The sequence below is a fragment of the Rhizobium sp. USDA 3886 genome, assembly GCF_056279785.1.
In genome coordinates this window covers 1,187,568-1,208,983 of sequence record NZ_JBWCDC010000001.1, presented here as the reverse complement: position 1 = coordinate 1,208,983, position 21,416 = coordinate 1,187,568, and the positions used below count along the sequence as shown (strand labels likewise).

General features: G+C 61.1%; 26 protein-coding genes. 12 read left to right on the top strand and 14 right to left on the bottom strand.

Annotation, left to right across the window (positions count from 1 at the left end; genetic code table 11):
* Positions 1-54: 54 nt before the first annotated feature.
* The gene (locus tag ACZ9BX_RS06235; protein ID WP_476216468.1) at positions 55-447 is read left to right on the top strand and encodes a diacylglycerol kinase; all 393 of its coding nucleotides are present in this window, start codon (positions 55-57) and stop codon (positions 445-447) included.
* Between the two features lie 127 nt (positions 448-574).
* Positions 575-1,165: a cation efflux transmembrane domain-containing protein gene (locus tag ACZ9BX_RS06230; protein ID WP_476216467.1), complete on the top strand. Its 591-nt coding sequence runs from the start codon at positions 575-577 to the stop codon at positions 1,163-1,165.
* A 77-nt stretch (positions 1,166-1,242) separates the two neighbouring features.
* On the opposite strand, the gene ACZ9BX_RS06225 is transcribed toward ACZ9BX_RS06230, so the two are convergent.
* Both ACZ9BX_RS06225 and ACZ9BX_RS06220 read right to left on the bottom strand, forming a co-directional pair.
* Positions 1,243-1,968 (bottom strand): methyltransferase family protein, encoded by a 726-nt coding sequence (locus ACZ9BX_RS06225; RefSeq protein WP_476216466.1) that lies wholly within the window; start codon positions 1,966-1,968, stop codon positions 1,243-1,245.
* Positions 1,969-2,214: 246 nt separating this feature from the next.
* Positions 2,215-2,844: a class I SAM-dependent methyltransferase gene (locus ACZ9BX_RS06220; RefSeq protein WP_476216465.1), complete on the bottom strand. Its 630-nt coding sequence runs from the start codon at positions 2,842-2,844 to the stop codon at positions 2,215-2,217.
* 228 nt (positions 2,845-3,072) lie between these two features.
* Here ACZ9BX_RS06220 and ACZ9BX_RS06215 point away from each other — a divergent pair, with 228 nt between their 5' ends.
* Positions 3,073-3,732 (top strand): response regulator, encoded by a 660-nt coding sequence (locus ACZ9BX_RS06215; protein ID WP_476216464.1) that lies wholly within the window; start codon positions 3,073-3,075, stop codon positions 3,730-3,732.
* Positions 3,729-5,084 (top strand): ATP-binding protein, encoded by a 1,356-nt coding sequence (locus ACZ9BX_RS06210; RefSeq protein WP_476216463.1) that lies wholly within the window; start codon positions 3,729-3,731, stop codon positions 5,082-5,084. Before ACZ9BX_RS06215 ends, ACZ9BX_RS06210 begins: the two co-directional genes overlap by 4 nt.
* 55 nt (positions 5,085-5,139) lie before the next feature.
* Here ACZ9BX_RS06210 and ACZ9BX_RS06205 read toward each other — a convergent pair whose 3' ends face one another.
* Both ACZ9BX_RS06205 and ACZ9BX_RS06200 read right to left on the bottom strand, forming a co-directional pair.
* Positions 5,140-5,406 (bottom strand): hypothetical protein, encoded by a 267-nt coding sequence (locus tag ACZ9BX_RS06205; RefSeq protein WP_476216462.1) that lies wholly within the window; start codon positions 5,404-5,406, stop codon positions 5,140-5,142.
* 212 nt (positions 5,407-5,618) lie between these two features.
* Positions 5,619-7,154, bottom strand: a complete 1,536-nt coding sequence (locus ACZ9BX_RS06200) for a sensor histidine kinase (protein WP_476216460.1) — start codon at positions 7,152-7,154, stop codon at positions 5,619-5,621.
* Between the two features lie 105 nt (positions 7,155-7,259).
* On the opposite strand from ACZ9BX_RS06200, the gene ACZ9BX_RS06195 reads away from it, so the two are divergent.
* From ACZ9BX_RS06195 to ACZ9BX_RS06185, 3 genes are all read left to right on the top strand, one after another.
* Complete coding sequence (locus ACZ9BX_RS06195; RefSeq protein ID WP_476216459.1) at positions 7,260-7,814, top strand: thermonuclease family protein; 555 nt, start codon at positions 7,260-7,262, stop codon at positions 7,812-7,814.
* An 8-nt stretch (positions 7,815-7,822) separates the two neighbouring features.
* Entirely contained in the window at positions 7,823-8,440 is a 618-nt protein-coding gene (locus ACZ9BX_RS06190) for a uracil-DNA glycosylase family protein (RefSeq protein WP_476216457.1), read from the top strand.
* Positions 8,441-8,508: 68 nt separating this feature from the next.
* Positions 8,509-8,997 carry an Lrp/AsnC family transcriptional regulator gene (locus ACZ9BX_RS06185; RefSeq protein ID WP_027511876.1) on the top strand — a complete coding sequence of 163 codons (489 nt, stop codon included), beginning with the start codon at positions 8,509-8,511 and terminating at the stop codon, positions 8,995-8,997.
* 185 nt (positions 8,998-9,182) lie between these two features.
* Here ACZ9BX_RS06185 and ACZ9BX_RS06180 read toward each other — a convergent pair whose 3' ends face one another.
* Together ACZ9BX_RS06180 and ACZ9BX_RS06175 are read right to left on the bottom strand one after the other, a co-directional pair.
* Positions 9,183-9,866, bottom strand: a complete 684-nt coding sequence (locus tag ACZ9BX_RS06180; RefSeq protein WP_476216455.1) for a DNA alkylation repair protein — start codon at positions 9,864-9,866, stop codon at positions 9,183-9,185.
* Entirely contained in the window at positions 9,863-10,732 is an 870-nt protein-coding gene (locus ACZ9BX_RS06175; RefSeq protein WP_476216453.1) for an NAD(P)-dependent oxidoreductase, read from the bottom strand. Before ACZ9BX_RS06175 ends, ACZ9BX_RS06180 begins: the two co-directional genes overlap by 4 nt.
* Before the next feature lie 274 nt (positions 10,733-11,006).
* On the opposite strand from ACZ9BX_RS06175, the gene ACZ9BX_RS06170 reads away from it, so the two are divergent.
* The 4 genes from ACZ9BX_RS06170 to ACZ9BX_RS06155 are packed head-to-tail and all read left to right on the top strand — an operon-like array spanning position 11,007 to position 14,871.
* On the top strand, positions 11,007-11,972 hold the full coding sequence (locus tag ACZ9BX_RS06170; RefSeq protein WP_476216451.1) for an aliphatic sulfonate ABC transporter substrate-binding protein: 966 nt from the start codon (positions 11,007-11,009) through the stop codon (positions 11,970-11,972).
* Positions 11,973-12,004: 32 nt separating this feature from the next.
* A complete protein-coding gene (ssuD, locus tag ACZ9BX_RS06165) occupies positions 12,005-13,180 on the top strand; it encodes an FMNH2-dependent alkanesulfonate monooxygenase (protein WP_132566476.1) in 1,176 nt (391 codons plus the stop codon).
* A 25-nt stretch (positions 13,181-13,205) separates the two neighbouring features.
* Positions 13,206-14,042 (top strand): ABC transporter permease subunit, encoded by an 837-nt coding sequence (locus ACZ9BX_RS06160; RefSeq protein WP_476216448.1) that lies wholly within the window; start codon positions 13,206-13,208, stop codon positions 14,040-14,042.
* 10 nt (positions 14,043-14,052) lie between these two features.
* Entirely contained in the window at positions 14,053-14,871 is an 819-nt protein-coding gene (locus tag ACZ9BX_RS06155) for an ATP-binding cassette domain-containing protein (RefSeq protein WP_476216446.1), read from the top strand.
* Here the strand turns inward: ACZ9BX_RS06155 and ACZ9BX_RS06150 are convergent.
* The 4 genes from ACZ9BX_RS06150 to ACZ9BX_RS06135 form a co-directional block, all read right to left on the bottom strand.
* A complete protein-coding gene (locus ACZ9BX_RS06150) occupies positions 14,868-15,344 on the bottom strand; it encodes an SRPBCC family protein (protein WP_476216444.1) in 477 nt (158 codons plus the stop codon). The two genes, ACZ9BX_RS06155 and ACZ9BX_RS06150, sit on opposite strands and share 4 nt — an antisense overlap.
* Positions 15,341-15,676: an ArsR/SmtB family transcription factor gene (locus ACZ9BX_RS06145; protein ID WP_476216443.1), complete on the bottom strand. Its 336-nt coding sequence runs from the start codon at positions 15,674-15,676 to the stop codon at positions 15,341-15,343. The genes ACZ9BX_RS06150 and ACZ9BX_RS06145 overlap by 4 nt, the downstream gene beginning before the upstream one ends.
* On the bottom strand, positions 15,673-16,365 hold the full coding sequence (locus ACZ9BX_RS06140) for a glutathione S-transferase family protein (RefSeq protein ID WP_132566461.1): 693 nt from the start codon (positions 16,363-16,365) through the stop codon (positions 15,673-15,675). The genes ACZ9BX_RS06145 and ACZ9BX_RS06140 overlap by 4 nt, the downstream gene beginning before the upstream one ends.
* A 294-nt stretch (positions 16,366-16,659) precedes the next feature.
* Entirely contained in the window at positions 16,660-17,475 is an 816-nt protein-coding gene (locus ACZ9BX_RS06135) for a class I SAM-dependent methyltransferase (RefSeq protein ID WP_476216441.1), read from the bottom strand.
* A gap of 125 nt (positions 17,476-17,600) precedes the next feature.
* Here ACZ9BX_RS06135 and ACZ9BX_RS06130 point away from each other — a divergent pair, with 125 nt between their 5' ends.
* Complete coding sequence (locus ACZ9BX_RS06130) at positions 17,601-18,326, top strand: DUF2270 domain-containing protein (protein WP_476216439.1); 726 nt, start codon at positions 17,601-17,603, stop codon at positions 18,324-18,326.
* A gap of 9 nt (positions 18,327-18,335) precedes the next feature.
* Here the strand turns inward: ACZ9BX_RS06130 and ACZ9BX_RS06125 are convergent, their stop codons facing one another.
* From ACZ9BX_RS06125 to ACZ9BX_RS06110, 4 genes are all read right to left on the bottom strand, one after another.
* Positions 18,336-18,602 (bottom strand): usg protein, encoded by a 267-nt coding sequence (locus ACZ9BX_RS06125; protein WP_027511864.1) that lies wholly within the window; start codon positions 18,600-18,602, stop codon positions 18,336-18,338.
* A gap of 146 nt (positions 18,603-18,748) precedes the next feature.
* A complete protein-coding gene (locus tag ACZ9BX_RS06120) occupies positions 18,749-19,579 on the bottom strand; it encodes an ABC transporter permease (RefSeq protein ID WP_476216436.1) in 831 nt (276 codons plus the stop codon).
* On the bottom strand, positions 19,576-20,379 hold the full coding sequence (locus ACZ9BX_RS06115) for an ABC transporter permease (protein WP_132566452.1): 804 nt from the start codon (positions 20,377-20,379) through the stop codon (positions 19,576-19,578). The genes ACZ9BX_RS06120 and ACZ9BX_RS06115 overlap by 4 nt, the downstream gene beginning before the upstream one ends.
* A gap of 113 nt (positions 20,380-20,492) precedes the next feature.
* Entirely contained in the window at positions 20,493-21,266 is a 774-nt protein-coding gene (locus tag ACZ9BX_RS06110; protein ID WP_132566449.1) for an ABC transporter substrate-binding protein, read from the bottom strand.
* Positions 21,267-21,416: the final 150 nt, after the last annotated feature.

Genomic DNA, 21,416 nt, shown 5'->3' with positions numbered 1-21,416 from the left:
TTGACCGATGGGCGGTGGCTGCGGCCGCCGCCGACTGCAAGACGAGGGCGCACCTTGACCAAACCTGCCATAGGCAAACTGACGGGTATGAGCCATTTCTTCGCTGCCGCCGCCTATTCCTGGGCGGGCTTCCAGCGCCTGATCAGGGAATCGGCCTTCCGGCAGGAGCTGCTGTTCGCCGCCGTTTCGCTGATCCTGCTTGCCGCCGTCGGGGCGTCGCTGTGGGAAATGATGATCGCCGTCCTGCTTTTTCTGGTGCTCTTCGCTGTCGAGGCGCTGAACACGGCAATCGAAGAGGTGATCGACCGCATCTCGCCGGAAATCTCGATGGTCGGCAAGCATGCGAAGGATCTCGGCTCGTTTGCCGTCCTCTGCGCGATTGCCGCATGCGGGCTCTATCTCCTCTTCGCGATCGGCACGCACCTGATTGTGATCGTTTTCGCTTAGAACGGCGGCCGTATCAAGAAGACGACGATTGTCGCGCTCGCCCGCTCCTCCAGAAGTGTTCTTCGGTTGTTACTAATGCTCTGGACCATTCAGGTTGCTGTCAGCTTCGCCCAATAGCTAGTGTCGGATGGAAAGCGGTCTTTCTGATCCACGCCTTCGCAGTAACGTTTTGATCGTGGCGCTGCTCAATTTCGTTTTTTTCGGGGTAGAGTTCGCCGTCGCCCTCTCCATTGGTTCAATTTCACTTTTTGCCGACAGCGTTGATTTCCTAAAGGGCGCTACTGTCAGTGTCCTGATTGCGTTCGCGCTCGGATGGCCGATGAGGGCGCGGGCGCGAGTGGGGATGGGGCTTGCCGGAATTCTGGTCCTGCCCGCTCTGGCGCTGCTCTGGGCACTTTGGAGCAAATTCAATAATCCCATTCCGCCGGAGCCATCTACGCTCTGGCTGACGGGGGCGGTCGCTCTGATCGTTAACTGGAGTTGTGCTTTCCTGCTAGGACGGTTCCACAGCGTCAGCCTCGCCCGGGCTGCCCTTCTTTTCGCCCGCGCCGATGCCGTCGCCAATGTGGCGATCTTTCTGACCGGCCTCGTCACCGCCTACGTTTGGCAATCTGTCTGGCCTGACGTGATCGTCGGCCTTGCCATAGCCGTTATGAATGTCGAGGCCGGGCGTGCGATTTGGAGAGCCGCCCACGAAGAACACAAGGCTGCAGTTTAGAACCTGTCATGTCGGATGAAGAGCTCATTGCGCCTACCGCGGCGCTTTAACACGCTCACGATGCCGCACCTCGTCGGTTAAACATGTCTGCGAATCATTCGCAAAGCCGGATGCCTGCTTCGTTGTCTATCTTCAAACCGCTTTACTTTCGCGGAAGTTGCCGCGTTTCTTGAGATTCTGATTACGCCGGCCATCAGACCGGTAAGCGCAATCAAAGTGGCGAGCAGCAACAGGTATGACCAGTACGCGGTCGGTTCCGGGACTGCGAGGTGTTCATAGATCTCCACCGACAGCAACGCGATCAGGGTGGCCGAAATGGTCGAATAATCCTTGCCGATCACCCGCTTCAGGTTGAATGCCATCCCTTCGGTGGCTTCGGCGAATTTGCGGAAGCGAGGTATCCAGCGCGGCACATCGGTGCAATAGACCCGGTATCCTTCGCCGAACTTGCCCTCGAGGTAATCTTCCTCCGCATAGATGATGCACTGGTACATGAACAGGAACGACGCGATGCCGGTTGTGACCACCTGCGGATCGCCGTGCATCAGGAAAACGGCCGCGTAGATGAGCAGATTGCCGACATACAAGGGGTTGCGGCAGATTCCGAACATACCCTCGGTCACGAGGTTTTTGGCGTAGACTTTCTTGTTCAGGCCGCCGCGTTGAATATAGGCATAACCAATGACGGTGGCACGGAGCGCCAAACCGGAAAGCGCGACGAGCACGGCGACGACGTCCTTGACGCGCGCCAGCGTCGTGCTGCCCAATATCCCACTCGGCGGCGGCGCAACGAGGAACAGCAAGAGAATTATGATCGGAAAAGCCTGGTTTCGGTATCGGAACAGAAAGTTCCCGATGCGGATCATCGACGATTTCATGTAGGTGCCTTGCTCTTCCGCTCTTACTTGACCGCAACGATCCCGCAGAAATTGTACCAACGGAAGAAAACCTCGACATGCCGGAAGCCTGTTTCCTTCAGAAGCAAGACGTTCTCTTCGAGGCGATAGGGGATTAGTACGTTTTCCAGCGCCTCACGTTTTTTGGCGATTTCAATATCCGAATAACCATTCCGCCGCTTGAAATCGTAGTAATGCTGGATGAACAGACGATTGAAGGTCGTATCCTCGCTGGTCAGTTTCTCGATCAGCAGCAGGCAGCCTTGCTCGTTCAAACCTGAATAGATCATCTTCATCACCCGTTCCCGGTAAAGCGGACGGATGAATTGCAGGGTCAGCAGCATTGTGACGACGCTGGCGTTCTCCATGTAAAGCCCCTCGTGAAGATCGGCGGTAACGAGATCGATCGGCCGCTGCGCCGCTCTTGCACGCGACCTTCTGGCTGGCTTTTTCCAGCATGTCCGGCGCGTTGTCGATGCCGATGAACTTCACCCTCGGATCCAGGATGGGATCGAGCGTCAGCAATGTGGTCGCGGTCGAGCAGCCGATGTCGTAGAGATTGGTGTTGGGCCTGGCAAAATCCTGGGCCAGCTCGCACACCATGCGCTGCATTTCTTCGTAATGCGGCACGGAGCGGCTGACCATGTCGTCGAACACGTCGGCGACCTTGGCATTGAAGGCAAAATCTCCGACGGGCTGGTCGTGCTCACTGAAGACCTCGTCCCTTTTCTCGGACTGCAGGATTTGGTCGGTCTGAAACAGGCTCACGGCACGCTTGGCCATTCAACGGCTCCCTGGCTGGCATCATGGTTTCGCGAGGGTGGGAGGTGGTTCCCGGTCAGGTGGTTTCCGGTCAGGACGCGACAGACGCCTGTGCCGCCAACACGCTTCACCCCGCTCGCGCGACAATGCATCCGAAGCTGACAGCAACCTGAAAAGCAGCGAAATTTCCGAATTCCGGAATCGCGGCATTAGTCTATGGTGGCGCGTTCAGGGCGAAGGGAGCATGGTTTGCGTATTCTTCTGGTCGAGGATGACGGCACGATCGGCGAGGCGGTGCGCGACCACGTCGCCGCGTCTTCGCACGCGGTCGACTGGGTACGGACGATCGCCGATGCCGCTGCGGTCAGGGAGGCCGTCGAATACGGCCTGATCCTTCTCGACCTACAATTGCCGGATGGCAGCGGCATCGACTTTCTGAAATATATGCGCCGGCTCGAGGATACGACGCCGGTGATCATTCTCACCGCCCGGGACCAGATCTCCGACCGGATCGAGGGGCTCAACGGCGGCGCCGACGACTATCTGGTAAAGCCCTTCAACCTTGATGAACTGGAAGCCCGCATCATGGCGGTGTCGCGCCGCTATCGCGACACGCCGCATCTGGTGCTTCGTTTCGCCAACATCGAGATCGACCGGCCGAACCGTGAGCTTGCCGTTTCCGGCGAGAAGGTCATGCTGACGAGCCGGGAGTGGGCGATCCTCGACATTCTGGCGACCCGGCCCGGAGCGGTTGTCGCAAAAGACCGGATCGAAGACGCTCTCTACGCCTTTGGGCAGGAAATCGAAAGCAATACAGTCGAGGTCTACGTCAGCCGCCTGCGCAAGAAGCTCGGCAAGGACCGGATCAGGACGCAGCGCGGCCTCGGCTATAGTCTGGAAGACAGATGAAGCGCGAACCGAGCCTCATCCGCCCGCTGATCCTTGGTATCACCGGCGTTGTCATCATCTTCTGGCTCATCGCCGTCGTGCTCAGCATCCAGGTCATGCGCCATGAGTTCGACGAGATCTTCGACAGCGCGCTGCAGGAAACGGCGCAAAGGCTTTCCGCACTCATCGTCGACGATTTCCGCCATGTTGACGGTGCCGATCCCGAAGACACCGAAAGGCCGGTCCCTCGTCGTTCGCGGGAATATCTGACCTATCAGCTGCGCGATGCCGAAGGTGGCTTGGTGCTGCGCTCGGCGGACGCCTCCGCCGAACCGTTCGATGCCCCGCTCGCGAACGGTTTCCACGACACGGACAGATACCGGATCTATACCGCGAGAGCCGGCGATGGCCTTTCCTTTCTGCAAGTTGCCGACCGATTGGACGAGCGCCGCGAGGCCGTGCGCGAAAGTGCCCTTATCCTGCTCGTTCCGCTCCTGGTCCTGGCTCCGGCCTGCGTGCTGGCCGTCTGGCTGATCGTCCGGCGGACGATGCGACCGATCGATACGCTGAGGCAGGAGATTGCGACCAAGGACGGCGGCAACATAGCGCCCGTCGATGCGGGCCAGCTGCCAAGGGAGCTGCTGCCGATCGCGCGCTCGATAAATCTGCTGCTCGAAAGGCTCGGATCCGCGCTCGACGCCGAACGGGAATTCACCGCTAACAGTGCGCATGAACTGCGGACGCCGATAGCCGGGGCACTCGCCCAGACCCAGCGGTTGATCATCGAGCTCGAGGATGGAGCCGCGCGCCGGCGCGCTCGCCAGATCGAGGCCTCACTCGTCGGGCTCGGCCGGCTGGCCGAGAAATTACTGCAGCTTTCGCGCGCCGAGGCCGGGATCGGCGGGAGCGACAAGTCGGCCGATCTTCGCAAGGTGCTCGACCTGATCGTCGACGATTTTCGGCGGGACAGCCAAAGCGCCGATCGCTTGCGCTATCAAGTGGCGCCCGGCGCCACACTCGTTCGCAACGCCGACGTCGATGGATTTGGCATCGTGATGCGCAATCTCATCGAAAATGCGCTTATTCACGGGGATTCAGCCGTTCCGGTGACGATCAGCCTGGAGCGAAACGGCATCGTCCGGATCGTGAACGGCGGGGCTCCCTTGTCGGAGACGGAACTGCAGGGCATCAAGAAGCGCTTCCGCCGTGGAAAGACCAATACCGCCGGCTCCGGTGTCGGCCTGGCCATTGTCGAGAGCATTGCCGTGCAGATGGGAGGGGAACTGGAGCTATTTTCCCCTCCGCTCGAAGCTAGCTCCGGGTTCGAAGCCCGTTTAACGATCCCAGACCGTGACCAGAACCAGTATGCCTAATAGCGGTTTTCCCAGGCGAATGTTCGTCCGATCCTAGAGACGATGCTCAACCGCCCTACCGGTCGAATTCAAAGATAGATCTTGTCGAGGAATCACGGCTGCAGCCATTCACAGTCGACTGGCGGGCAACGTCGCTGAAGTAAACAGAGGGGGGTGTCACTCCGCCGATCGCGAAATCCTCCGGTTCTTTGCCGCGCACCACCGGCGCGAGGAAGAGATCCTGCAGATAGCAGGAATCGCTGAGGCTCCAGGTCGAGCGGTGGAAGATATAGTGCGCGAAACCCACAGCCTCACCGCCAGCAAAGGCCAGCGCGCCGTGCACCGGTTCGGCTTCATCCAGGAGGCGGGTCCAGGTGCGATCATGGACCTTGCATCCAGTGTGCTACCGTCGAAGTCGAGATATTGTGCCCACAGCGAACGCCATTGCGCGTGCTCGTCGTCCTGCAACATGCGGATCATTGCGTTTCTCATTCCCTCAAGCGACAGATCCGGTCGCATGCCAGCACGGCGCAAGCAAACCCTCGACCAGCCGATTCAAGCAAAGCTCTTCCGCTTGCGGGACACTGCCTGCGCTTCCTCGACGGCGGGCAGGCTCTGCAGCACGCGTTTGGCGGGCAGGATGGCAATCACTTCGGTGCCTTCGCGCAGCTTGGATTTCAGGACGAACTGGCCGTCGTGCTTGGCAAGGATCGCCTGGACGATCGGCAGGCCGAGGCCGGTGCCCTGTTCGGCGCTCTTGATGGCGATCGAGCCCTGGCCGAAGGCGGAGAGCACGACGGGGATTTCATCCTCGGGGATGCCAGGGCCGTTGTCCTTGATCGAGATGTACTGGCCGCCGCCTGCCGTCCAGCCGACCTTGACGTGGATTTCGCCGCTTTGCGGCGTGAACTTCACGGCGTTCGACAGCAGGTTCAGCACCACCTGCCGCAATGACTTCTCGTCGGCCCAGACAGACGGCAGCTCCGGTTCGAACTGCTGGGTGATGGAAATGTTCTTGCCCCTGGCGCGCAGCTGCACCATGCCAATGCAATCTTCCGCGATATCGAGGAGCGAGATCGCTTCTTCGATGAGTTCGTATTTCCCAGCCTCGATGCGCGAAAGGTCCAGGATCTCGTTGATGAGGTTCAAGAGGTGCTGGCCGGAGCGGTGGATGTCGTTCGTGTATTCCTTGTAGGTCGGGTTGTTCAGCGGGCCCATGACCTCGGCCGACATTACCTCGGAAAAGCCGAGGATGGCGTTCAGCGGCGTGCGCAATTCATGCGACATGGAGGCGAGGAAGCGCGACTTGGCAAGGTTTGCCTCTTCCGCGCGCCGGCGCGCTTCGTCTGACATGGACTTGGCGACTTCGAGCTCGGCGATCAGGTCATCCTTTTCCGACTGGAAGGAGAGGATCTTGAGGTTTTGCTGGAAGAGCCGGTCGCTGATGTAGTTGAAGAAGATGACGGTCGTCGTGAAAATGGCTGCGAGGCTCAGCTCGAGCAGGTCGCGCGAGATGCCGGCCTTTGCGGCGAGCGCCACGACGGAGGGTGCGAAGGCAACGAGCACGGCGGGCGTCAGCATGAAATTCGACATGGCGGTGACGGAAAGGGCGATCAGCAGCGTTGCGCCCTTATAGAGGATGAAGCCGGAAGGGTCGCAGGCGTCGCACTCCTGGAGCGCGAAGACGGCCCAGCAACTGCCGATCATCAACTGGCCGAAAAGCAGGACACGGCGCCATTTGCGCGCCGCTTCCGGAGATATCTCTTTCTTGCGGGCGCGGCGCACGAGATAGATGTTTGCCGCGTAGGCCGTCAGCGTCAGCACGGCCCAGAGGAAGGTCTGCGTATTGCCGGTGAAATAGATGCCGAGCGCGGCAATGGTGATGACGAAGAGCGGCATGATCGACGCGCCCTGAAGGAAGGCGCTCATATACATCCTGAGCGCGTCCCGATCGAAGGCGGCGGCGGAGGAATGGCCGGATTGCAGACGCTCGCGCGTCCGCCGCACAGCCCGGGAGACAGGCTTGTTGCGGTGACTGCGGGATTTGTCGACGATAATCTTATCGGTCGATGTGCTAACGCCGGTACTCATGTGCACAATGATGCTTGATCCGCGGATGGTTCCACCGTAACCCGCAATTCTTAAGAAGTTGTTTGCCATTTTTGCCAAGGGTTTGTTTTTCAAGGAGGCGAAAGCGTGGCGCGTGGTTTCAGAACGATACGCGACGGTGTCACCGCTTTCGCAATGCTCGCCCTGATCTGGCTGATCGCCGCAAAGCTCAACGACGCACCCGATACCGTGCACGCCGGGCAGTTTCATGCGGCAGACGGTGATAGCCTGACGATCCGAGCCGAGCGCATGCGGCTGAGGGGCATCGATGCGCCGGAACTCAACCAGAGCTGTGAGCGCGGCGGAACACGCTGGGCCTGCGGCTGGGAGGCAAGAGAGACGTTGCAGCGGCTGGTGGCCGGAAGCGATACTCGATGCGGCGGCAGCGAACGGGACCAGTATGACCGGCTGCTTGTCGTCTGCCGGAGCGGCGGCATCGATCTCAATGCAGAGATGGTCGCCAAAGGCATGGCAGTCTCCTATGGGAACTACGAGCGGGAAGAGGAGCGGGCGCGCGTGGAAAAGGCAGGTCTCTGGGCGGGGACATTCGAGCGGCCGCGCGACGTGCGCGACCATGAGCGCGAGCGCTCTGGCTTCGAGGATGTGAGGCGCCTCATCGGGCAGGTGACGGGATGGGAGTGACGGGCAGCATGATCCTTGCGGATCTGCATGGCGAAATCGCGCGCTGTCGCGTCTGCCGTGATACGCCGCTGCGGGCCGACGATCCGCTGCCGCACGAGCCGCGCCCGATCGTCGTGATGTCGTCTGTTGCGCGCATCCTGATTGCGGGCCAGGCGCCGGGGCTCAGGGTGCATGAAAGTGGCATTCCCTTCAACGATGCCTCCGGCGACCGTCTGCGCGGCTGGCTGCATGTGGATCGCGAGACTTTCTACGACCCGGACCGGTTCGCGATCGTACCGATGGGCTTCTGCTTTCCGGGCTACGGCGCCAAGGGCAGCGACCTGCCGCCGCGGCGGGAATGCGCGCCGCTGTGGCGCCAGAAGGTGATCGACCGGATGCCGCAGATCGAGCTGGTGCTGACCGTCGGGCAATATGCGCAGGCATGGCACATGGGCGGCTTGCGCCAGCCGAACATGACCGAAACTGTGAAGGCGTGGCGCGAGACGCTGTTTTCAAACCTAAGCCCGGCGGTGTTGCCGCTGCCACATCCGAGCTGGCGCAACAGCGGCTGGCTGAAGCGCAATCCCTGGTTCGAAGAGGAACTGCTTCCTGTACTGCGCAATAGGGTAAAATTGCTCATATCCTGAAACAAAATTCTTTTCGCGCGCCGGAATCGCGTTATATAGAGAAAATAATTCGAACAGGGCTTTCGCATATGGACCGTCTCGACCGCAAGATACTGCGCCTTTTGCAAGAAGATTCGACTTTGGCCGTGGCCGATCTCGCCAAGAAGGTGGGGCTTTCGACAACGCCCTGCTGGCGCCGTATCCAGAAGATGGAAGAGGACGGCGTGATCAAGCGCCGCGTCGCCATTCTCGACCCCGAGAAGGTCAACACCAAAGTCACGGTTTTCGTCTCGATCCGCACGGCGACGCATTCGATCGAGTGGTTGAGGCGCTTTTCAGAAGTCGTCTCCGACTTTCCGGAAGTGGTCGAATTCTACCGCATGAGCGGCGACGTCGATTACCTGCTGCGCGTGGTCGTGCCGGATATCGCCGCCTATGACGCCTTCTACAAGCGGCTGATCGCCAAGATCGAAATCCGCGACGTCTCCTCTGCTTTCGCGATGGAGCAGATCAAGTATTCGACGCAACTGCCGCTCGACTACATGATGCTCGACAATGCGAAGTCCAGCGATGATTGAGTCGAGGTAGCAGCACAAGCGACGTTCGCTATTTGCGCTGCCGAATCCCCATCGCCCTCATTCCTGCCCCCGTCACAGGAATGAGGAGATGGGGGCGATGACGGCTCAAAACAGCAACGTTGGAGGATCGGTAACGCGAGACAGGAACCCTGCCTGCTGCTCATGCCCGGACGAGGCCCGAACTCCTACTTCAGCCGCCCCATGACTTTCCCGTTCGTCAATTCCCTGATGGCGTCCTTGCCGATCCAGCGGGCGGTCTTGCCGGGGCTTGCGGCAAGGCGTTCGGCCAGCGCGAGTGCCGGGGTGTGGCAGGCCCGGCTGCGCTTGCCGATGTTGCGGAGTGCCCAGTTCACGGCCTTGCGGACGAAGTTGCGCGGGTCGGCGGAATGCGCCTCGATCAGGGGGAGCCAGGCGAGGAGGGTTTCGTCCGGGTCCTGCTTGCGGTGTACGGCGGCGCCGGCGATCATGGCGAAGGCGGTGCGGCGGACGAACTCGCGGTCGTCGGCGGCAAATTGCGGAATCAGGTCGTCGAGCCTCGCCTCGACGAAGAGGTCTGCGGCGCAATCGACGATTTCCCAGGAGTTGAAATCCTCCGCCCAGCGGCGGGCTTCCGCAGGCGTGAGCTTCGTCGGCTCGGCGGTGTAGAGGGCCAGCATGCGCGCCTCGCGGATATCGCTGGCCCAGAGTTCGAGTGCCCGTGCGTGGTTCTTCTTTACGCTGCGGGCGATTTTCTGGAGATCGGGATTGGAGATGCCGAGCGCCGTTTCGGTGACGATGCCGAAACGGGCCATGCCGGCGACGTTCTCCTCCGAGCGCAGCGTCTCAAGGTGCGCGATCAGTTCGGCTGCGCTTGCGGAGGGACCGATCATTTTTCCAATCGCGCCAGAAGCGAGGACGTATCCCAGCGGCTCCCGCCGATCGCTTGGACGTCGCCGTAGAACTGGTCGACAAGGGCGGTCAGCGGCAGTTTTGCGCCGTTGGCGCGCGCTTCGGTGAGCACGATGTCGAGATCCTTGCGCATCCAGTCGACGGCGAAACCGAAGTCGTATTTGCCCTGGTTCATTGTCTTGTGGCGGTTTTCCATCTGCCAGGAACCCGCGGCCCCCTTCGAGATGACGTCGATGACCTTTTCGATGTCGAGGCCGGCGCGTTTGCCGAAATGGATGCCTTCCGCGAGGCCCTGGACGATGCCGGCGATGCAGATCTGGTTGATCATCTTGGTGAGCTGCCCCGAACCTGCCGGACCCATGAGGCCGACCATGCGGGCATAGGCGTCGATGACGGGCCTTGTCTTTTGGAAGACGGCTTCGTCGCCGCCGCACATGACGGTAAGCACGCCGTTTTCCGCACCCGCCTGGCCGCCGGAAACCGGGGCGTCGATGAAGTCGCAGCCCTTTGCCTTGGCGGCTTCATTAAGCTCGCGGGCGACTTCGGCACTCGCCGTGGTGTTGTCGATCAGCACGGCGCCTTTCTTCATGCCTTCCAGAACGCCGCCTTTGCCGATGGTGACCGAACGCAGGTCGTCGTCATTGCCGACGCAGGTGAAGACGAAATCGGCATTCGCCGCCGCTTCCGCGGGCGTCGGTGCGGATTTGCCGCCAAATTTCGACACCCAGGCCGCAGCCTTGGATGCCGTGCGGTTATAGACCGTGACGTCGTGGCCGCCCTTCGTCTTCAAGTGACCTGCCATGGGGAAGCCCATGACGCCGAGACCGATGAACGCGACTTTTGCCATATGCCAGATCCTTCTCCTGAATTTCGGCATGATTAGCCGAAAGTGCCGCGGCAGGAAAGCCGAACTGAAGCCGGTCCGGTTCGGCTGCGAAAATCCTCCGCAGCGCGCTTTGGAATAAAATTTCGCCGAAGGGGAACATTCCGGTCAGGAAAATTTCGGTAGCGGCAAAACTGACAAATATAAATGTCGATAAAATTTATAGACATTCTCATTATCAAGTCATCGCAACGACCGGCAGATTCAGGGAAGCTGCCGCGAAGGAAAGGGGATTGCCATGATTTCTCGACGCCAGACGCTCGGACTTTTCGGTGCTGCGGCAGCGGCAGCCGTTCTGCCTGCCATCAAACCAGCACGCGCCGCCACCACCGAGTTCCGGATCGGCTGGCAGAAGAACGGCGTGCTCGCACTTGCCAAGCGGCGCGGGGCGCTGGAGAGCCGGCTTGCCGATCGCAGCATCACGGTCAGCTGGTCGGAATTCACCTCCGGTCCGCCGTTGCTCGAGGCGCTCGGTGCCGGTGCGCTCGACTTCGGTGCGACGGGGGACGTGCCGCCACTCTTTGCGCAGGCGGCAGGTGGCCAGCTCTATTACGTCGGAACCTATCGCGGGAGCCCGGCGGGCTCGGCGATCCTCGTACACAAGGACTCTCCGATCAAGACGCTCGAAGACCTGAAGGGCAAGAAGGTTGCCTTCAAGCGCGGATCAAGCGCACATAACGTAACGGTAAAGGCCTTACGCAAGGCAGGGCTGACGATCGATGATGTCCAGCCGCTGGATCTTGCGCCGCCGGACGCGGCCCCTGCCTTCAAGAACGGCAGTATCGATGCCTGGTCGATCTGGGATCCCTATCTTGCGATCGCCGAGGTCGATCCGGACACCCGCATCCTGACGACGGCCGAGGGCATCGTTACTTCCTATAGCTATTTCCTCGCCAACCAGGAATTTACCGATGCCAACGACCAGGTGATCGTCGACGTGATCGACGAACTCGGCAAGGTCGGCAAGTCGGCGCAGGGCAAGCTCGACGATACGGTCAAGGAGCTCTCCGAAATCACCGGCGTGCCGGCCGAGGTGACGAGGGTGACTCTTTCGCGGCCTGGTGCCGATCTCGGCGCGGTGACGACCATCACCGATGATGCGGCGGCCTACCAGCAGGCGCTTGCGGACGAATTCTACAAGCTCGGTATCGTACCGAAGCAGCTGACGACGGGCGATATCGTCTGGCGACCGAAGGCGAGCTGATTCAGTTTCTCATTTTCAATGGAGATTTCATAATGAGCGCCTCATCCAAGCCCATCGATTTCCTGTGGTTCATTCCGACTTCCGGCGACGGAGCCTATCTCGGCTCCAGCGAACTGACCCGCGCGCCGGACATTGGCTACATGACCCAGATCGCGCAGGCCGCCGACCGGCTCGGCTATTCCGGCGTGCTGCTGCCAACGGGCGTTGCCTGCGAGGAATCCTTCGTGACGGCGGCAGCCCTTTCGGCCAAGACCGAAAAGCTGAAGTTCCTCGTCGCGATCCGCCCCGGCACGGCGTCGCCGGCCTATTACGCCCGGTTGACGACGACGCTCGACCGCATCTCGAACGGCCGCGTGCTGCTCAACATCGTCGTCGGCGGCAGCCCGAGCGAGCTTGCCGGCGACGGCATCCATCTGGAGCATGACGAGCGCTATGCGCATGCCGACGAGTTCTTCACGATCTGGGAAGAGCTGTTGGAGAAAGGTGTTGCGAGCTTCGATGGCAGGTACGTCAAGGCGACCGAGGCTAGGCTCGGCTTTCCGTCCGTCCAGAACCCGCGACCGCCGCTCTATTTCGGCGGGTCGTCGGATGCCGGGATCGATTTTTCGGTCGGCCGCGTCGACAAGTATCTGACCTGGGGCGAGCCTCCGGCGCAGGTGGCTGAAAAGATCGAGAAGGTGCGCGCGGCTGCGGCCAAGAAGGGCCGCGAAGTGAGCTTCGGGATCCGCCTGCATTTCATCGTCCGCGAAACCGACGAGGAAGCATGGGCGGCGGCCGACAGGCTGATCTCCAAGCTCGATGATGCGACGATCGCGGAAGCGCAGCAGCGTTTCGCCAAGGAGTCCGATTCCGTCGGCCAGGCGCGCATGGCCGCCCTCCACGGCGGTCACCGGGACAAGCTGGAGGTCTCGCCGAACCTCTGGGCGGGTGTCGGCCTGGTGCGCGCCGGCGCAGGCACGGCGCTAGTGGGTTCACCGAAGACGGTGGCCGCGCGGCTTCGCGAATATCAGGACCTCGGCATCGAGACGGTGATCGGCTCCGGCTACCCGCATCTGGAAGAAGCCTATCGCGTCGCCGAACTTCTGTTTCCCGAACTCGGGCTCGGGCTCGAGGAGCAGCTCCACGGCTTCAAGAGCGATTTCGGCCGCCACCGGGTCTTCGGCGGCGGCAGCCATGGCGGCAACCTGAAGGTCGTTTCCGGTTCCTGATGTCAAACCGAGCGAGGAGATAAGCATGTCGGTTTTCGAAACGCCGTTCACGGAGACGATCGCGGGGCGGGAGCGCCGTAAGGCCCGACTCGGCCTTCTGCTTCCAGGCCGTGCAGCGTTGCTGCCCTACCTGGTGCCGCTCGCGATCATTCTCGCCTGGCAGGCGGCGTCTTCGGCGGGCCTGATCTCCTCGCGCGTCATGCCGTCGCCGGCGGATGTGGCCGTCGCCTTCTGGTCGACTACGCTATCCGGGCAGCTGCCGCATGACGTTCTCGTCAGTGCCGGCCGGGCCTTCGCGGGCCTCATCGTCGGCGGTTCGATCGGCTTCCTGCTCGGGATCGCCAACGGCGTCTCGAAGATTTCCGAGCAACTGACGGACACGACGCTTCAGATGCTGCGCACCATCCCGCATCTGGCGATGATCCCGCTCGTCATTCTCTGGTTCGGGATCGGCGAAGAATCGAAGCTGTTCCTCACTTCGCTGGGCGTGCTTTTCCCGGTTTATCTCAACACCTATCACGGCGTGCGCAATGTCGACCGCGACCTGATCGAGATGGGCAGGGTCTACGGCATGGGCGGCTGGACGCTGTTCCGCAAGGTGATCTTTCCCGGCGCGCTGCCCTCAATCTTCGTTGGGTTGCGCTATGCGCTCGGCATTATGTGGCTGACGCTGATCGTTTCGGAATCAATCGCCGCGTCTTCTGGGATCGGCCATATGGCGAACAATGCCCGCGAGTTCATGATGACGGATGTCGTCGTGCTGGCGCTTGTGATCTATGCCGTGCTCGGCAAGCTCGCCGACGTCGTGGCGCGGGCGCTGGAGCGGCAGGCGCTGACCTGGAACCCGGTCTATCAGAAATAGGAGAGACGCGATGACCGTCATCATGCATGAGCGCTTCCAGGGAGCCGGGGAGCCGGAATACGAGACGGAAGCAGCCGACGCGCAAGCCGGTGCCGCTTCGATCACGCTGACGGGCCTTGAGAAAAGCTTCGGCGGCAACCGGGTTCTGCGCGGCATCAACCTACATATCCCGGCGGGGCAGTTCGTCGCGGTAATCGGCAAGAGCGGCTGCGGCAAGAGCACGCTGCTGCGCATCCTGATGGGGCTCGATCAGCCGACAGCGGGCGATATTCGTTTCGACAGCGCAGATGGCGGTGCAGGCGAGCCGAACGCGCGCATCGTCTTCCAGGAGCCGCGGCTGCTGCCATGGCTCAGCGTCGCGGAGAATGTTGCCGTCGGGCTCGGCGACAAGGTGGAGAGGCGGTTGGCACTGGCGGAAGCGGCCGCGGTGCTCTCCGAAGTCCAGCTTGCGGAAAAGGCATCCGAATGGCCGTCACGGCTTTCCGGCGGCCAGCGGCAGCGTGTGGCGCTTGCCCGGGCGCTGGTGAGCAAGCCCGGCGTGCTGGCGCTTGACGAACCGCTCGGGGCACTGGATGCGCTGACGCGCATCAGCATGCAGGAACTTATCAACCGCGTTTGGCGCGAACTCGGCTTTACCGCCGTCCTGGTGACGCATGACGTCAGCGAGGCGGTGCATCTGGCCGACCGGGTGATCGTGCTCGATGAGGGGCGGATCGCGCTCGACCTGGCGATCCCTTATCCGCATCCGCGCCGGCACGGCAATTCCGCACTCGCCGAGCTAGAGGGCAAGCTGCTCGCGGCGATCCTCGGCAAGGAATCGGCGCGTTAGTGGACCTGGCTTGTCTCACGTTCGACAAAGGCCTGGAAATGATCGAGCGCTATCTCGGTGCCCTGCAGGCGCAGGCCGTCATCGGCGTAGCCGTCGAGGAAGACGACCTGCTCGGTGAAGACCATCTTCGTGCCGGCGGGTCCTTCTTCGAAGGTGACGGTCGCCAGTGAGGCGGAGATGCGTTTTTCACCGAGCTTCATCTCGTAGGCATAGATGATGCGGGCGTTTTCAATGATGTCGAGATAATGCGCGTCATAGGCGTGAAGCAGACCTTCGCTATCTGCGACGTGGTTTCGTTCCTTGCCGCCGGGGCGGAAATCAAGGCTGTATGCCAGCGAAACCCAATCGTCATGGCAGGCGAACCACTTCTGCTTGGACTCCCGATCGGCCCAGGCGCGGAAGGCACGGGCGGGCGAGGCGCGCAGATGGCGCTCGATGACAAGCGTCGAGTGGACGGCGGAGTGGCTGCTCATGGCGTCTGTTCCTCCTCTGCGAGAAAGTGGTCGAGGCGGTCAAAGCTCATGTTCCAGCTTGCCTTCCGCTCGGAAATCCAGCGATCGAGATGGCCAAGCGCCTCCTGCTGCAGGCGATAGGTGCGGACGCGGCCACTCTTTTCCGAATGCACGAGGCCGCTCGCTTCCAGTACGGTCAGATGCTTCATCACCGTCGGCAGCGTCATGGAGAAAGGCCTTGCCAATTCCATGACGGAAGCAGGGCCGCGGCCGAGGCGATCGACCATGCCGCGGCGGCTGCGGTCCGATAAAGCGTGAAACATCCGGTCGAGGGCGGCAGGTTCCATGATCATTCGGAGGGCATTTCGTTGCGGATGCGCTCGGGGAGCTGGCGACTATAGGGGTAGAACTTGAAGTAGGGCAATGCCTCCTTCAGAACCCGCGCAAAGGACGGCTGACCGAGCAGGCGTTCGTAATAGGCGCGGAGCTTCGGCTGGTCGTCGCCGAAGGGGACGAGCGTTTCGGCATAGAAGAGGGCGGGTGCGGCGGCGCAATCGGCCATCGTGAAGCTGTCGCCCGTGATCCACTGGTTGCCGCCGAGCTGCTGCTCGATCATACCGTAGGCCGTCGCGAGCGTGCCGCGCGCCTCTTCTACTCCATGCGGATCCTTGCGGCCCTCCGGGCGAAGGGTATCGGTGACGATCTTCTGCAGCGGCGCCTGCACATAGAGATCGAAGAAGCGGTCCCAGAGGCGGACGCGAAGCGCCCGGTCGATATCGTCCGGCAGCAGGCGGATGGGGCCGGGGTAATGCCGGTCGAGATATTCGATGATGATGCTCGTCTCGGGGATTGTGCTGTCCAGCGCCTCATCGCGCAGGACCGGCATCTTGCCGACAGGCCAGAAGCGGAAAAGATCGGCGCTCGACGTTTCATCCATCAGATCGACGATGCGATTTTCGAAAGGCGTGCCGTTCTCGTAAAGCGCGATCAACACCTTGTGGCAGAAGGAGGCGAGGGGGTGTCCGTAAAGAACGAGCGACATGGAACGGGCTTTCAGCGATTGGAAAGTTTACTGAATGGCTAAGTATCAGGTGATGGGGCGGAGCGCAAGGGATGGTTTGCCGGTCGGTTAACTATTGAGGAGGTGAGGCAGCGAGCCTGGCGGTTTCTGACGCTGACCGGGCTCGGTGATCGGACGGTTGTCCACCCGAAAGCAGCAGGATCGAACAGTTGAGCGGCGGCAAGCGTTGAATTCGACGAGCTGCTGTTCGTCTATGAATCAGATGAAGCCATTGGTTGTGCAATCACTGAGCGGTTTTCGCTTAAAAATGGTCTGCTAGGCGAGCCGCGCGATCACGAGATGCCCTGGGCTGGGCTGGCCTTCCTGCATGCGGACATTGATTTCCGTCATTTCTACCAGGTTGAAGCCGGTGGCGGTCAGGCGGTCGCGGATGTAGGATTCGGCGTGCAGGAAACGCTGGTGTGGGCCGACCATATAGGGATGGCTTTTAGCGGCGGTTTCGGGCAACGTTTCGGAGGAGAAGACGAAAAGGCCGCCGGGCGTCAGGTTTTCGGCGGCGCCGAAGAAGAGCGGTTCCAGGGCGCCAAGATAGGGCAGGACGTCGGTGGCGGTAATGAGGTCGAAGGCGTCCTCGTCGTTGTCGTCGAGGAAATCCTCGACCTCGGCGACGAAGAGGGTTTCGTAGAGGTCCTTCTCATGGGCGATCTCGACCATGTTTTCGGAAATGTCGATGCCGGTAATGTCGTCGCAGAGATCGCGTAGCGTGCCGCCCGTGAGCCCCGTGCCGCAGCCGAGGTCGAGCATGCGCTTGAAGGGGCCGAGCTTCAGCTCCTGCAGGCGCTGGCGCACCAGCAGGGGGACGTGGTAGCTGAGCTGCTCGACAAGCACATCTTCGAAGACTTCGGCATGCTGGTCGAAGAGGGTCTCGACATAGGCATCCGGCGCCTTGGCCGGCGTGTCGCCGCGGCCCATCGAGGCGATGCGGACGGCCGCGCCGCCGTGGTCTTCAGGGTCGATTGCCAGCACTTCCTCGTAGGCTGTCACGGCAGCGTCGATGTCGCCGGCCTTTTCGAGGGCAAGGGCACGGTTATAGGCTTCCGCAAGCGCTTCTTCGTCGATCTTCTTTGCCATCGCCGGTCACCATCTTTTTGAGTTCAGGCAAGCCTCTAAGGCGGCTTGCCGCCTTTTGCAATGGCGACCGTGCGGGAGCAGAATATGGGCCAAGCAGTCCGTCGATAAGAGAAGGAGGAATTACCATGGATACGGAGCTCGGAAAGACGGTGGACGGCGATACGCCCCCGGAGATCATGCGGCCTTCGCTTCCCGCGAGTCAGCCGGAGATCACCAATACGCTCAGTCACTACTACCGCGGCGAACTCGGGCGCATGACGAGCTGGCGGGATCGCATCGACCGGACATCGAACTGGGCGATCACGGTGGTCGCGGCCTTGCTCTCTGTCTCGCTGTCGACGCCGACCGCGCACCATGGTGTGCTTCTCTTCGGAATCATGCTGATCTCGCTGCTCTTGCTGATCGAGGCGAGGCGCTACCGTTTCTTCGACATCTACCGGGCCCGCGTCCGGCAGGTCGAAAAAAACTATTTCGCGCAGATCCTGTCACCAGACGCGAATTCCGTGCGTGATTGGGGTCCAGTGGTCGCAAGCAGCCTGCGCAAGCCGAAATTCCTGCTCTCCTATCATGCGGCCGTGCAGCGGCGGTTACAGCGGAACTATAGCTGGATGTATCTTATCATGCTGCTTGCATGGGCGCTGAAAATCACGACGCCGAAGCTGCAGGCCGAGGGCAGCACGCTGACGCATGCGCAGTCCTGGACCTATGTGATCGACAATGCCGTGCTCGGGCCGCTTCCCGGGCTCTTGGTGATCGCCCTTGTGGCGGCCTTTTATCTCGCCATCCTTTACGGCGTGTTGCGCCGGGAACCCGACCAAGGCGAGTTCATCCGCGGCGAGGCACATGTTTAGCGGGCGGCCTCAATGCAGGATGAAACCGCCCTTCAAGGCGCGCCATTCCGTTGCCGAGATCAGCTTGCGGTGGACGTAACGCACCGAATGCAGCGGGCCGTCCAGTTTTTCCTGCCAGAATTTCAGGAAGCCGCGCATTTCGGGAAAATCCGGAGCAAGATCGTATTCTTGCCAGATGTAGGTCTGCAGGATCGTCGGGTGATCTGGCAGACGGTAGAGGATGTGGGCGGTGGTCAGCCCGTATCCCTGAAGCTGCTTTTCGAAGTCCTTGTTCATTTCGGCCTGGCTTTCGTTTCCATTCGACGCTTGAACACTATGGAAACATCGCTCGGTTAACGCAAGCTTGACGGATGCGGAAGAAAAGGATATTTAGTTTTAGTTTCAAAGACTTGGCAGCGCTCTCGCATGAGTGCTGCCAGCGATCAGCGCTTCAGGTGCCGTGTCAGGCGACGCTCAATCCAGTTCCAGAAATGCCTGAGCGCCTCGACCATCGATAGATAGAAGATCGCAGCCCAGAGATAGGTCTGGTAGTCAAAGGTGCGCGAGAAGGCATAGCGGGTCTCGCCCATCAGATCGAGCACGGTGATGATGGCGACGACGGCCGAACCCTTAATCAGCAGGATGATTTCATTGCCGTAAGGGCGCAGCGCCACGATGAGCGCCTGCGGCAGGACGATCTTGCGGAAGGCAACCGCCTTGTGAATGCCGAGTGCCGACGCCGCCTCGTGCTGGCCGTGCGGCACGCTTTCGATGGCGCCGCGCAGGATTTCGGCCTGATAGGCGGCGGTATTGATCGTCATCGAAAAGAGGCCGCAATACCAGGCGTCACGGAAGAACCACCAGAGGCCGGCGGATTCGAGCTGCACGCGGAAGCCACCGAGGCCGTAGTAGATCAGGAAGAGCTGCGCAAGGAGCGGCGTGCCGCGGAACACGTAGACGTAGCAGTAGGCAAGCGTGCTGATGATCCTGTTCCTCGACATGCGCGCGAAGGCGAGCGGCAGCGAAAGCGCTGCACCGAAGATAACCGAGATCGTGACGAGCAGAATGGTGGTGCCGAGCCCATGCAGGTAGCGCGGCCCGTAGCGCGTGAACTTGTCAACGTCCCAGCCGGCGATCACCATGTAGATCAGGCCCGCGGCAAGCAGCGCCCACAGGAGGACGAGGAGCGAGCCGACAATGCGCGTGCCGGTTATCGGCTTCACGATTTCCTTCGGCGCCGGCTGCGGCGGGATGAGGGTTTCCGCATAGCTCACCGGCGGACCTCCGAGCGCTTCGCCCAGCGTTCGATATAGCTGAGGCCGATCGAGGAGATGACCGCCACCGCAAGGTAGAGGGCGCAGGCGATGATGTAGAAGAAGAAGGCCTGCTTGGTGACACGGACGGCGACGCCTGTCTGGCGCAGGATGTCGGCAAGGCCGATGATCGAGACGTAGGACGTGTCCTTGAGCAGGATCATCCACAGGTTCGTGAGACCGGGAAGCGCAATTCGGATCAACTGCGGCAGGACGATCAGGCCGAGCGTGCGGCCGTGATGAAGGCCGAGCGCATACCCGGCTTCGTACTGGCCCCTCGGAATGGCGCGGAAGGCCGACAGCAGCACTTCCGCGCAATAGGCGGAAAAGACCACCGAGAGCGCGATCATGCCGGCTATGAAGGCATTGATCTCGACCCGCTGCTCAGAGCCGAACGAGAAGAGCACTGACTGGATCAGGATCTGCATGCCGTAATAGATGATGAAGAGCGTCAGCAACTCGGGCAGGCCGCGGAAGATCGTGGTGTAGATGCCGGATGCGAGCCGCACCGACTTTTCTTCCGATTGCTGGCCGAGCGCAACGAAGAAGCCGATGACGAGACCGACGGGAAGCGTCAAAAGCGCCACGCTGACGGTGGTCTTCAGGCCGAGCGCGATTTCGTCGCCCCAGCCTGCATTGCCGCAGGCGAGGATGGTCGATTGGCCGAACCAGGTGAAAACGCCGGCAGGTCCGCACAGCGGATCGAAGATATATCCTATCCAGGCCCAGAACGAGCCCAGCGCGGAAGACAATCCGCCCATGCCAACTTTCCCCTCACGGCTTATGCCGTTTTGATCTTTCCATGGTTGTCAAACAAAAATGGCGGAAGAGCAAGCCTTCCGCCACCGTCTTTGCCGGTCAGTTACAAGTTTTCCTATTCGCCGTAAACGTTGAAGTCGAAGTACTTGTCCTGGATTTCCTTGTACTTGCCGCTGGCGCGGATCGCTGCGATTGCGGTGTTCAGCTTGTCCTTGAGCGGGTCGCCCTGACGCACGGCGATACCGGCACCCTCGCCGTTGATTTCCTTGTCGACGGGAAGCGTCGTCAGGATCTTGCAGCAGGCGCCGGCTTCCGACTTGACCCATTCGGAAAGAACGACGACGTCGTCGATGGCGGCATCGATACGGCCGTTCGAAAGGTCGAGCTTATACTCGTCGGCGGTCGGATAAAGCTTGAGCTCCGTGTCGGCAAGGTGCTTTTCGGAGTAGTTGGCGTGCGTCGTCGAGGTCTGCGCGCCGATCGTCTTGCCTTTCAGGCCGGCGACGTCGGCGATCGTCGAGTCCTTCGGCACGGCGACGGCCGGCGGCGTGTTGTAGTACTTGTTGCTGAAGTCGACGAGCTTCAGACGTTCCGGCGTGATCGACATGGACGAAACGATCATATCGAACTTCTTGGCCTGCAGCGCAGGGATGATGCCGTCCCAGTCGCTGCTGACGAAGGAGCATTCAGCCTTCATTTCCGCGCAGAGCGCCTTGGCGATATCGATGTCGAAGCCCTTGATCTCGCCACTGGCGTCAACGAATTCGAAGGGCGGGTAGGTCGAGTCGGTGCCGATCACGTACTTCTCGCCATCGGCCATTGCCGAAGCGGCGAAGAGGGACATCGCGGCGAGCGAGGCTGCGGCGAGAAAACGGGTGGAGATACGCATGATGATCCTCTCTGTTGGTTGGCCGCTGCGTCTTCTTCTTATCCGCCAGCGGCCTGAATTCGGCGGGCATAGACACCGCCTTGGCGCGATAATCAAACCTTTTTTCCGCAAATTGCAACTGGAATCGCAGCGGAATGGTGCGGCGCAAAC